Here is a 10,602-nt window from a genome sequence, read left to right as displayed (position 1 = left end):
CGCCTCATAAACGATGTGGATGCGCCGCGCCTTCGACTGTAGGCGCTTGGACAGGCGTTCGATATCGGTCTTCGTCGTCCCGATCTTGCCGAGCAGTTCGACCTCGCCGGTGCCGAGCGCATAGGCAACCGTGATCGATTCCTTGTGAACGTCCAGGCCGACATACAACGTGCTATCGTTTTCCATTGCTGGCCTCCGTGCCGGAAATCGCCGGGTGTGACCCTGTCCACACCATGCGGCTCTGGCAGTTATGCTAACCCGCGCTTGATTCCTCCGCGGCAGGCCAGCCTCTACCTCGCGGAGTCATACTGACTATCCCGCCGTCGCATCGCTTCCCACGTTCGACATTCACAACCAGCGCCGCACCGATTCAATTCCCATAGCCACCGACAGCGGAGCGGCTTAGCTCAAAGAATTTTTAGCGCAGCGGAAACGGTTCGTTCGCCGTGCCCCTGAATAGCTCACCGCGCCGTTTCCGCTGCGCTAAAAATCCTCTGGATTATCTTGATAGCGGTTTTGCGTGTCGAATTTTAGGGGAAGCTTCGGCCGCTCCTATCGGACGGTGCGAAGCGATCATGGGTGTACGAACCGTTCTGGTGTTCCGTTGCCAGCGGTAGACCGACCACGGCGCTTCGGCGGATTCTGTATCCGGGTCAGGCTAGCCAGTGGCCAGTTTGCGATCGTGCCGAATTCACGCAAGCTATGATCGCCATCACCGTGTCAAGTTGAGGGGCGAATCTTGGCGACATTCAAGGAACTGAAAGCGCAAATGGCGGTGCTTGAGGAGCAAGCGGCTGCTGCACGCGCAGCGGAATTTGAGGGGGTGCTTGCGGACGTCAGGACCAAGGTCACCGAGTACGGATTTACCGAGCGGGATATCTTCGGGCGCGGGCGGGGCGGGCGCTCGCCAAGACCCGGGGGCGTGGCGGCCCCCAAATACCGCGACCCGAAAACGGGAGCGACGTGGTCGGGGAGGGGGCGTGCACCCAACTGGATCAAGGACGCGAAACACCGCGACAGTTACCTCATTCGTGACTGACGTCAACGCGGCGGTCCGCCGCGTCGGCCAGATGACCCTGATCGACCCTTCACTGCCGCTCAACATTCGACGATCTCAATGTCTTTTACCAAGGCCAATCCGCTGCTCAGCTGACTATGCTTCGACGAAGCGAACGGCTGAATCAAGGGCCGATAGCCGATGCGATCATCTCGTTCAGACGTGCCCCCGACGGGCTCTTTCGCCATCAGCGACTTCAGCGCGGCTGAACCGGAAGGGCAACTCGGCACGATCACGCGCGCGGTGTCGCTGCGAAAGCCTTGCGATGAACGGCCGCGGCAGTCCAGGATTCCGACGCGCAAGGAGCTGGTGGGAGGGGAAGACGGTTGATTCGCCGGAGAGATGTGCGGCAACGGCAATGGTCCTTCGGTGCCTGATATAACAGCGCCTTGTTCGCCGCGCTAGCCGCGTGGCCCAAAACATCGCTCGGCTACTCCTCTCTCACAAGGCTCGCCGCAACCGCCTCATCCGCGCACAGCCGCAAGCCCTGAATAAGGCGCGCCCGGGGCGATGACCGCTGCCAAACCATGCCGAAGCGGCGAGGTTCCGTCTGAACCGGCAGCGCGAGCCGTGCGACGGAAAGCGCCGACGTCATCGGCGAGACGATATCCGGCACGAGCGACACGCCCAAGCCACGGTCGACCATCATCGCGATCGCCATCAGCGCATTCAACTCGAAAAGCTCATGCGGCACGATGCCTGCGGCAAGTAGATACCGGTCCGCCTGCTTGCCGCCGCCGAGCGTGCGGTCATAGCGGATGAACGGCTCACGCTGCAGTAGTTCGTGCGGGTGTTCGTTCGCGAGCCGGGCGGGCGCGAGCACGACGAGCGGCTCCTCGCGCAGCAGATGCCAGTCGTATGCCTTCGGCAGCGCGAACGTGGGATGCAAGCAGATAGCGACGTCGAGATCACCGCGTTGCAGCGTGTCGTACAGTTCCATCGACGTGCCCGCACGAATCAGTACCTTCGCGCGCGGAAACGCCCGCGCGAAGTTTGCGAGCACATCGGGCAGCAGGCTCAAAAGCGCCGTCGTGATCGTGCCGATGCGCAGTTCACCCGCCGCCTCGCCTTCGAGTGCGTGCGCCTTCAGATCCGCGAAATTCGCCACCAGACCGCGCGCCCTCTCTATCACGCGATGCCCCGCCTCGGTCGGAGTCACCGTGCGGCCAGCGCGCACGAAGAGCGTGACGCCGAGCTCACGCTCCAGCGCCGACATCTGCTGGGCAATGGCCGCGGGCGTCACGCCGACGCGGCGCGCGGCCTCCGCCATCGAACCGGTATCGACGACGAGCAGCAGATTCGAGAGGAATGTCGTCTCCATCGGATAGATTTTCTATTGTTTAAAGATAGATGCAGATAGTTTATCTAAAACCTGAGCATCCGTACACTGGTCGGCATATCAAGGCATTTCAAAAAATGGAAGGGAGACACATGAGAAGCAAGCTCTTCGTGCCGGCCTCGCGCCCGGAACTCTTCGCCAAGGCGCTTGCGAGCGCTGCCGATGCCCTGTCGTTCGATCTGGAAGACGCTGTGGCCGGCGAGCGCAAGCAGCAGGCGCGTGCCGAACTGCGCGCGCTGCTCGCGACCGACGAAGCGCTCGCGAGCGACAAGACGCTCATCGTGCGCGTCAACGCGATATCGACGCCGCATTTCGCCGCCGATATCGACGCCGTCGCGCGCAACGGCGTTTCGCTCATCAACCTGCCGAAGCCCGAACTTCCGGACGACGTACGTGCGGCCGCCGCCACGCTGGACGCCGCGGAGCGCGAGAACGGCGTCACCACGCCTATCGGCCTGCTGCTCAACATCGAGTCGCCGCGCGCGTTGCGCATTGCGGCCGAACTCGCGCTCGCGCATCCGCGCGTCGCGGGCCTGCAACTCGGCTTGGGCGATCTCTTCGAGCCGCTGTCCATCTCGCGCCGCGAAACCGCTGCCGTCCAGCAGGCGATGTTCGCACTGCGCATCGCGGCGGGCGAGGCGAACGTCTTCGCCTACGACACCGCGTTCGCCAACATCAAGGACGTCGACGGCTTTCGCGCCGAAGCGCAGATGTCACGCGCATTCGGTTTCATCGGCAAGAGCTGCATTCATCCTAGCCAGATCGCGATTGCAAACGACGTCTTCCGTCCCTCCGATGATGACATCGCCCATGCCGTGCGCGTAGTCGCCGCCGCTCGCGAGGCGCACTCGAAAGGCATCGGCGCGTATGTCGTCGACGGCAAGATGATTGATCCGCCGTTCGTCGAACGCGCACGCGTGCTTGCCGCAGACGCGGCGCGCATGGGCCTGCTCACCGAAGAACAGCGCGCCCACGCGGGCATTTGAACAAGGAGAAGTTGCATGGAACAAAACATGAGACGCGGCGGGCCGCTTTCCGGAGTGCGCGTGCTCGATCTGAGCGCTTATATCGCGGGTCCGTACGGCTGCACACTGCTTGCGGATCAGGGCGCGGAAGTCATCAAGATCGAGCCGCCCGCGGGCGATAACCTGCGGAAATATCCGTCGACGCTCGAAGCGGAAAGCCGCGCGTTTCTCGGCGTGAATCGCGGCAAGCGCGGACTCGTGCTCGATCTCAAGCAGGCTGACGCGCTCGACGTGCTGATGGCGCTCGTGAAAGAGGCGGACGTGCTCGTGCATAACTTTCGCCCGAGCGTGCCCGGCCGCCTCGGCATCGCATACGAGCAGCTTCGCGAGATCAATCCGCGCCTCATCTATTGCGCGGTAACGGGCTATGGCGAAACTGGCCCGAACAAGGACAAGGCGGGCTACGACCAGGTATTGCAAACGATGACCGGCATGTGCACGCTGCAAGGCCCGGCCAGCGGCACCCCCGAAGTGCTGTACGGCTCGGTCGTCGATTACTACGCGGCGGCGCTCGTCGCATCGAGCGTGTCCTCGGCGCTGTTCGCGCGCGAGAAAACGGGCGAAGGGCAATATGTTGGCGTGTCGCTACTGCGCAGCGCGCTCACCATGCAATCCGCGCGCATAATCTGGGCCGATAGCGAACCGAAGGACGTTGGCCGCGACATGCGCTCGGGTGGCATCACCGGCATCCATCCGACGCGCGAAGGCTATCTCTATCTTTCCGCGAACACGCCGCATTTCTGGAAGTCGCTGTGCGAGTTGACCGGCCTCGACGCGCTCGCAACCGACGAACGGTACGACACGGTGCGTAAGCGCGCGGTGCATCGCGACGAGATCGTGCCGAAGCTGCACGCCGCGCTCGCGCAACGCACGGCGCTCGAATGGGAAGCCCATTTCGGCGATGCCGTGCCCTGCGCCGCCGCGCGCAGCGTCGAAGACATGTTCGACGATGCGCAAGTGCTCGCCGAAGACATGATCGCGCATTTCGAATATCCGGGCGTCGGCGGATATCGCGGCTTCAAGCATCCGATGCGCTTCGGTGCGACGCCGCTGCCCGAGCCGTTCGCCGCGCCCGCGTTCGGTCAGCACAGCGATACGCTGCTGCGCGAAGCCGGTTTAAGCGAAGATGAGATCGGCGCATTGCGTGCGAAGCGCGCGGTGCTGTGAACGGAGAGGCTTCGCAATGAGATGCGATTCCCATATCCATATTTATGACCGCGCGTTCCTGAAGCCGGGCGACGATGGAGTCTTCGTCGATAACGCCGATGTCGCCGCGTATCGCCGCGCGCAGGCCCAGATGGGCACGGAGCGCGTGGTGATCGTCACGCCGCGCGTGTACGGCACGGACAACGCCGTCACCGTCGATGCCATTGCGCAACTCGGCATCGAGAATGCGCGCGGCGTCGCCGTGCTGAACCCCAATGTCACCGACGACGAACTCGCCGTGCTGAGCGAAGGCGGCATTCGTGGCATCCGCTTCTCGCTCTATACGTCGAAGAACGCGGCGGTCGGCTTCGAAATGGTCGAGCCGCTCGCTGAACGCGTGGCCGAGCTCGGCTGGCACGTGCAACTGCACTGGACGGCGGAACAGATCGTCGCGCATGAAGCACTGCTGCGCCGTCTGCCCGCGAAGATGGTCTTCGATCATCGAGCGCGCCTGCCCTTGCAGGACGGCGCGAATCATACCGCATTCGGCATCGTTCGCGGTCTCGCCGATGCGGGCCGCGCATGGATCAAGCTCTCCGGTCCTTATCTCGACTCGGCGGCCGGCCTGGTCAATCGCTATGCCGACATCACGGCGATGGCCCGCGCCTGGGTGCAAGCCGTGCCCGAGCATCTCGTGTGGGGCAGCGACTGGCCGCATGTGACGGAAACGCACAAGCCCGACGACGTGTTGCTTCTCGACCTGCTCGACGAATGGGCCGAAGACGAAGCGACACGCGAACGCATCCTCGTCACGAATCCCGCCGTACTCTACGGCTTCACGATCTAAAAAGAACAAGACTCAAGGAGACACCGCATGAAATCCGCCGCTGCGCCGACACCTGTGCGCAAGACCCGCCTTACCGAGGCGACCATCCGCTTCTTCGAGCGCACTATTCCCGATCCGTTCGTGCTCGCGATCCTGATTACCGCGATCGTCGCGGCGCTGTCGTTGATCTTCGCGCCGCACGCCTCGGCGCCGAAGATGATCGGCGGCTGGTACAAGGGCTTCTTCGACATCCTCACGTTCGCGTTCCAGATCACGCTCGTGCTCGTCACGGGTCATGCGTTCGCGCATGCGCCGCCGGTGCAGCGCATGTTCAAGGCACTCGTCTCGATCGCGCGCACGCCCGCGCAGGCGGCCGCGCTCACTTTCGTGCTGGTTGCGGCGACGTCGTTCTTCAACTGGGGCATGGGTCTCGTCGTCGCCGCACTGCTCGCGCGTGAAGTGGCGAAGCGCCTGCGCGTGGACTTCGCGTGGATCGTCGCGGCGGGCTTCTCGGGCTGGGTCGTGTGGGCGAGCGGTATCTCAAGCTCCATCGCGCTCGCGCAATCGACACCGGGCAGCTCGATGAACGTTGTGCAAAAGCTCACGGGCGCGGTGCTGCCCTTCAGCGAGACCGTGTTCACGCGCTTCAATCTCGTGCCGACGCTGGTGATGCTTTTCACGATGCCTTTCGTGCTCGCCTGGCTCAAGCCGCGCGACGAAGACGCCGTCGTGCTCGATACGGAAAAGCATCCCGACGCGCCGCTGCGCAAGAAGCCTGAAGGCCGCTTGACCTTCGCTCGCTGGATCGAGCACTCGTGGATCGGCAGTGCGTTCATCGGCGCAGTCGGCGTTGCATTGATCGTGCTCACGCAGTTTCAGCACATCGCATTCTCGGGCGTGAATGCCGTAATCTTCGTAATGTTCATCGCGGGCGTGATCCTGCATGGCTATCCGCTCGCCTATGCGGACGCGATCAAGAACGCAGCGAAGCAGACCGGCTCGATGATGCTTCAGTATCCGCTCTATGGCGGCATCATGGGCATGATGGACGCAACCGGCCTGCCCGATGTCATCTCGCATTTCTTCATTGCTATTTCCAATGCGCACACGTTGCCGTTCTGGAGCTACGTGTGCTCGCTCATCGTTACTTTCTTCATTCCGAGCGGCGGCGGACACTGGGCCGTGCAGGGGCCGTTCGTCGTGCCCGCCGCGGTCGCGCTGCACGCTTCTGTGCCCGCGACGACGATGGCCGTCGCGATGGGCGAGCAGGTCTCCAACATGATGCAGCCGTTCTGGGCCGCGCCCGTCGTCGCGATGGCAGGCGTCGGCGTGCAGCGCGTGCTCGGCTTCACGGTAATGACGTTCGCCGTCGGTGCGATGTTGTACGGCGCGGCGTTGCTTATCTTCATTTGACGCATGATGAACGGAGACGAATCGATGAAGTCCTCTGCACGAGCGCTCGGGCAAAACGAAAGCGTGGGCCTGAAAGAACGCTGGTGGCGTGTGTTCGACGTGCGCATCGGCGCGCTGCCGTTGCCGGTCTATCTGCTGCTGATCGCCGTGCTCGCCGCGATGGGCGCGCACGGCAAGCTCGCGTCTGATCTGCCGACGGGCATCGCGCTCGTGACGGTCGGCGGCTTCACCTGCGCCGAACTCGCGAAGCGCATCCCGTGGATACGCCATGTCGGCGCGACCTCGATTTTCGCGGCCTTCATTCCCTCGATGATGATCTACTACGGGCTGATGCCCGCGCCGGTAACGAAGGCCGTGACGACCTTCACGAAGCAGTCGAACTTCCTGTACCTGTTCATCGCGGCGATCATCGTCGGGAGCGTGCTGAGCCTGGACCGGCAGGCGCTCGTGAAGGGCTTCGTGCGCATCTTCGTCCCAGTGGCGAGCGGGTCGGTGGCGGCGGCGGTCGTCGGAACCGCGGTCGGCACGGCGCTCGGACTCGACCTGAAGCACGCGCTTTTCTTGGTCGTCGTGCCGATCATGGCGGGCGGCGTGGGCGAAGGCGCCCTGCCGCTCTCGGCGGGCTATGCGCAGATTCTCGGCGTCGAGCAGGGGCCGCTGTTCGCGCAAGTCCTCTCGGCGGTGATGCTAGGCAATATCGCGGCGATCTGTTGTGCCGGTTTTTTGAGCTATCTCGGCGCGCGGCGCCCGCATCTCACGGGCAATGGACGTCTGACCGTGGCGCAAACCGACGATGTGGCCGACGCGAAATCCGCGTCGTTCGAATTCGACGTCAGCTCCGTCGCCGCCGCGGGCGCAACGGCCATCGCGCTGTATCTGCTCGGCGTGTTGAGCCATCAGTATTTCGACTGGCCCGCGCCTGTCGTGATGCTCGTGCTCGTGGTCGCGGCGCAGTTCTTCCAGATCGTGTCGCCGCGCGTGAAAGGCGGCGCGCGCTTCATGTACGGTTTCTTCTCGACCGCCGTCACGTACCCGCTGATGTTCGCGATCAGCGTCGCGATGACACCTTGGGGCGAAATCGTCACCGCGTTTCATTGGGTCAATATCGTGACGGCCGTTTCGACGGTTATCACGCTTACGCTGACGGGTTTCTTCGTCGCGCGCCGGATGGGTATGTATCCGGTGGAAGCGGCCATCGTCAACGCGACGCATAGCGGGCTGGGCGGCACGGGCGACGTGGCGATTTTGACCGCCGCCGGCCGCATGGAACTGATGCCGTTCGCGCAGATCGCAACGCGCATCGGCGGTGCAATCACGGTCATGCTCGCGCTTGCGGCCTTCGCGTGGCTGCGCTGAGCGATCAAGGCTCCTTTGGGCTAGACACTCGCGCGGAGGACACCGTGCTCGCACCAAGGTTTGCTGGAGCACTGAGAACACGCCTTGCGGTTGCCGCGCCGGGCGACGTGATCGTGGTTGACGTAGCCGTCATCGTCCGTCCGTTATGAGGGTGTAGCGGTCGTCCCGATGACCCTGTGCTCGTTCTCACGAATGACCGCCACCGATCCGAGCCCGACGGCCGTGTGCGCTGATCATCTCGGGTCCTCAGCGGCAACGATCACGGCAGAGGTGACCGGCGAATGGACAGCCCATCCGATTGCACTGTACAACCCAAGGCCGTCGGCAGTTGCCACCAATACGCCTTGCTTGTTTCCCCGCGCAACAGCCTCGCTAGTCAACAACTTCATGATTGTGCTTCCAAGACCACGTCTGCGATGTGATTCGAGCGTGATGATCTGATCAAATGTGCTCGACTCCCCGTCCAGGGCGCACTGACCGCTTGCGGCTATATCACCCGCAGCATCCTTGACTTGTGCCCGGATAGTGCGCCCCTCTTTAAATACGAGTGCAGTGTACCCGTCCGGAAGTACGGGCCCGTCTTGCGAACGTTCATTGTGGGCCAACGCTGCGGTCATCATGAACATTGGCGCTTGCACGGTCCAAGTCTGCGGAAGGACTTCAGCCACTGTCCGCGGCTCAGCGCAAACCTTGATGAAAGTCCATGGAGTACGGATGCCGGAAGCCAGGTCAGTAACGACTTCTGGCCGAAATTCCGGCAGCACATAGCGCGCTCTTTCTTGAGGTAATCCAACGTCGACCTGAAAGCCAAATGGTAAGGCCATCGGGGCGGCCGTTTTTCGCGACAGTGTCCATCCCATTACGCACGCTTCGACAAGCCGAGGGTCTGCTCGATGAGCGGGCAAGCGTTTAGCCAATTGCATGTACGATGCTCCCATCCAGGTCGTCCAGGTTACTTTGATAGCCGCCGAAACCTTCGGTGGTCGAACATACCGGTGACTCAAAACACTCTCAGCGGGCACTGATATTGCCCGCTGAATATCGCGAGCATTGGGCGAAGATATTGATTAGAAGCACAGAGCACGTCAACAGTATTCCGCTTTCCGGCTAAGCGGACGACAACATGCTGAGGCTTCGTCCTTATTCAATGACCTTTCGAATTGAAAATCATCTAGCGGGCCTCCCACCGCTGCCCTGATGGGCAGCGGGGTTAAAGTGAGTTCGCCAGCACCGCTTTAACCGGAAGGAGGCCATCATGAACGATAGCGACATTGACCTGCATTCGTCTTCAGGACAAGGTCGCGCGAGACGCGGACTATGCCCTGCCATCGTTCCGGGCATCGGCCAAACGCTTGCCATCGTCATCGGGTGGAAACCGGGGCCATCGGACGTTTTGCCAGTGCTGGCAACTTCGCCCCCTACGCGCGGTGCGTGGACAGCCAGCGCATAAGCAACGGCAAGAAGAAGGGCGAAGGCAACGCAAAGAATGGCAACCCGTATCTGTCCTGGGCATTCATCGAAGCGGCCAACTTCGCGACGCGCTTTGGCGCCGAAGCCAGGCAGTTCTACGACCGCAAGAAAGCCTGGACCAATTCGGTGATCACGCACAAGGCACTGGCACACAAGCTGGCGCGCGCGTGCTTCCACATGCTGAAGGAGCGAAAGCCACTGGACGTGACCCGCTGCTTCACGTAAAAGTTGCGACGATGGCCGGCAACCCCTCATCGTTGACTGGCGAGCAGCCATCAAATTGAATGGGATGCCGTGCCGCCGTCCCCGATGTGCAGAAAGCGGATCGCCTGCAACGCGAGCGAGCCGTAGACTGGTGCCGGAGGTTTGGTAACCACGAATATTGTGCGAACCCGATGGTTGGCTTCGCGGACCGGCATCGGAGCCGAAGTTTCGGCGACGACGCTCACCGGAAGTAACGGTGCAACATCACCATCCGGCTCCTGTCCTGCATGCTCGGCCTCCGGCGCCCCGAATTCTCCCTGAAGATGTTGGCGACGCTATCTGAACAGCAGGTTGGTGTTAATGTCGTTACTACGCGCGACCAGCGATACGGAAGCTCCGGGGCTCGTACGTCTGCGCGACCAGCTGTCGCTTGAATTCGCGTGGAAAGTTCGGACGCTTCCTCGGTGCTTCGTTCTTGCTATCAACAATGTCGGCCACTTTGGTTCCCACCAAACGTTGAACTGAACCCCGAAGGTTGGACATCAACCCGAGGGGTTCATGGGAAAATATACGGAGCAAGCCAAGCTGGCCGCGGTCAGGGACTACTGTTCTGGCGAGGCTGGTCTGAAGACTATCGCTCAGCGGCACAACGTCGACGTTTCATCGCTGCGCCAATGGATCGCTGGCTATCGAGCTCATGGTGAAGCTGGTGTTGCCGAGAAGACGCGAGAGTTCTATAGCGTCGAGTTGAAGCTTTCGGTTTTGA

The 10,602-nt window shown here is 62.3% G+C and carries 11 protein-coding genes and 1 pseudogene; 8 read left to right on the top strand and 4 right to left on the bottom strand.

What is annotated here, in order from left to right; genetic code table 11:
- Positions 1-186 (bottom strand): annotated as a pseudogene (locus tag M3I53_RS37490) (IS110 family transposase); the annotation flags it as partial.
- Positions 187-739: 553 nt separating this feature from the next.
- On the opposite strand from M3I53_RS37490, the gene M3I53_RS37485 reads away from it, so the two are divergent.
- Positions 740-1,039, top strand: coding sequence for an H-NS family nucleoid-associated regulatory protein (locus tag M3I53_RS37485; protein ID WP_254320766.1), 300 nt, complete (start codon positions 740-742; stop codon positions 1,037-1,039).
- A gap of 59 nt (positions 1,040-1,098) precedes the next feature.
- Here M3I53_RS37485 and M3I53_RS37480 read toward each other — a convergent pair whose 3' ends face one another.
- Both M3I53_RS37480 and M3I53_RS37475 read right to left on the bottom strand, forming a co-directional pair.
- Positions 1,099-1,410 carry a hypothetical protein gene (locus M3I53_RS37480; protein ID WP_254320765.1) on the bottom strand — a complete coding sequence of 104 codons (312 nt, stop codon included), beginning with the start codon at positions 1,408-1,410 and terminating at the stop codon, positions 1,099-1,101.
- 77 nt (positions 1,411-1,487) lie between these two features.
- Entirely contained in the window at positions 1,488-2,378 is an 891-nt protein-coding gene (locus M3I53_RS37475; RefSeq protein WP_254320764.1) for a LysR substrate-binding domain-containing protein, read from the bottom strand.
- A gap of 110 nt (positions 2,379-2,488) precedes the next feature.
- On the opposite strand from M3I53_RS37475, the gene M3I53_RS37470 reads away from it, so the two are divergent.
- Genes M3I53_RS37470 through M3I53_RS37450 form a run of 5 tightly spaced genes read left to right on the top strand, consistent with a single transcriptional unit; the run spans position 2,489 to position 8,162 of the window.
- Positions 2,489-3,382, top strand: coding sequence for a CoA ester lyase (locus tag M3I53_RS37470; protein WP_254320763.1), 894 nt, complete (start codon positions 2,489-2,491; stop codon positions 3,380-3,382).
- Between the two features lie 15 nt (positions 3,383-3,397).
- Entirely contained in the window at positions 3,398-4,588 is a 1,191-nt protein-coding gene (locus M3I53_RS37465) for a CaiB/BaiF CoA-transferase family protein (protein WP_254320762.1), read from the top strand.
- Positions 4,589-4,604: 16 nt separating this feature from the next.
- On the top strand, positions 4,605-5,414 hold the full coding sequence (locus M3I53_RS37460) for an amidohydrolase (RefSeq protein WP_254320761.1): 810 nt from the start codon (positions 4,605-4,607) through the stop codon (positions 5,412-5,414).
- 27 nt (positions 5,415-5,441) lie between these two features.
- Entirely contained in the window at positions 5,442-6,806 is a 1,365-nt protein-coding gene (locus tag M3I53_RS37455) for a short-chain fatty acid transporter (RefSeq protein ID WP_254320760.1), read from the top strand.
- A 24-nt stretch (positions 6,807-6,830) separates the two neighbouring features.
- On the top strand, positions 6,831-8,162 hold the full coding sequence (locus M3I53_RS37450) for a 2-hydroxycarboxylate transporter family protein (protein ID WP_254320759.1): 1,332 nt from the start codon (positions 6,831-6,833) through the stop codon (positions 8,160-8,162).
- A gap of 233 nt (positions 8,163-8,395) precedes the next feature.
- On the opposite strand, the gene M3I53_RS37445 is transcribed toward M3I53_RS37450, so the two are convergent.
- Positions 8,396-9,022 carry a GNAT family N-acetyltransferase gene (locus tag M3I53_RS37445; protein ID WP_254320758.1) on the bottom strand — a complete coding sequence of 209 codons (627 nt, stop codon included), beginning with the start codon at positions 9,020-9,022 and terminating at the stop codon, positions 8,396-8,398.
- Between the two features lie 508 nt (positions 9,023-9,530).
- Here M3I53_RS37445 and M3I53_RS37440 point away from each other — a divergent pair.
- Both M3I53_RS37440 and M3I53_RS37435 read left to right on the top strand, forming a co-directional pair.
- Entirely contained in the window at positions 9,531-9,857 is a 327-nt protein-coding gene (locus M3I53_RS37440; RefSeq protein ID WP_309249575.1) for a transposase, read from the top strand.
- Between the two features lie 537 nt (positions 9,858-10,394).
- Positions 10,395-10,602, top strand: a 208-nt coding sequence (locus M3I53_RS37435; protein ID WP_254320757.1) for a transposase, incomplete at its 3' end; no start/stop codon positions are given.

The sequence above is a fragment of the Paraburkholderia sp. CNPSo 3272 genome, assembly GCF_024206495.1.
Lineage (GTDB): Bacteria > Pseudomonadota > Gammaproteobacteria > Burkholderiales > Burkholderiaceae > Paraburkholderia.
This window is presented reverse-complemented; position numbering and strand designations above follow the sequence as displayed.